Genomic DNA, 1,037 nt, shown 5'->3' on the forward strand with positions numbered 1-1,037 from the left:
GCCTATACACCAATTTTACTACATCTGAAGAAAGTTTGTATTCACAAAGGTTTACTTTTTGTTCTGATAAGAAGCGCAAACCATGAAAATGGTAGAAGTTCAATGGAGCCTTTTTGTCATCCTTCAGGACATATAATACTTCCTGATCTTTTTTTAATTCGTATTGCTGTATATTCCAAGGTGCAATGGCTCCACCTTCAGCCTGCAGCACATGTACTTTGTTAAAGCGCGTTTCCCAATCGTCTAAATATTTTTGATCACCGAATTTTTCATCCTCTACTCTGGCATAACACCATTCTATACAAGCGTTTCTCCACCATTTTAACGCACTTATTCCTTCTTTTTTATTTAAAAAAGTCATGAACTGTACACAAAATTTGCCACTTAGTGCAGTTTGATCATACTTTGGAGTGTAATTGTGCAATGTTAGTAGTATTTCATTACTACCCATTTCGTCTACAAGCTTTAAAGGATCATCATAAAAGTACACATCAGAATCTATGTAAGTGCAGTTTTCTAAGTTGTAATTATTTATACAATAAAGTACAACAGATGGGGTGCATGTCCAGCAGTACTCAGCTGGAGTTCTTGTTGGCTTTACAGCTAGAAGTTCTTCATCCTCAAATTCTGATAGAGAAATTACAGTAGTGTGCTTTAAATTTAAAGTTTGTAGTGTTTTAAGGCATTTTTCGTCAAATGCAAAAATATAAAGGTGAAAGCTCTTGCAGTTTTTCAGAAGCGACTCATGCAGGTTTAGGCCGTAAGGAAGAAACTTAGAGTCGAATAGGGTACAGAAATTTAACATCTCTAACGAAATAGACTATTTTATAATTTATCGTTCTGCTATAAGTTTTCAGTTCATTCAAATCTAAAACATAAATTTTAGAACTATGAAAAGCTCATTTTTATTTCTCAACCGTTTGGCTAAAAAAACAACTAATACGCAAATTTAAGAAGTAATTGTAAAACACTGTTTCTATACTTTTATGGTTTATGAAGTTTGACTTCTTTTAAAATTTTACTGTAAGAACCTTTCA

At 33.0% G+C, this 1,037-nt stretch carries 1 protein-coding gene; it reads right to left on the reverse strand.

What is annotated here, in order from left to right:
• The coding region (locus tag ACFQ2O_RS21785) for a glycosyl transferase (RefSeq protein WP_377533046.1) at positions 1-805 on the reverse strand (805 nt) is incomplete at its 3' end.
• Between the last annotated feature and the right edge of the window lie 232 nt (positions 806-1,037).

The organism is Pontibacter rugosus, assembly GCF_042678745.1.
Classification (GTDB): domain Bacteria; phylum Bacteroidota; class Bacteroidia; order Cytophagales; family Hymenobacteraceae; genus Pontibacter; species Pontibacter rugosus.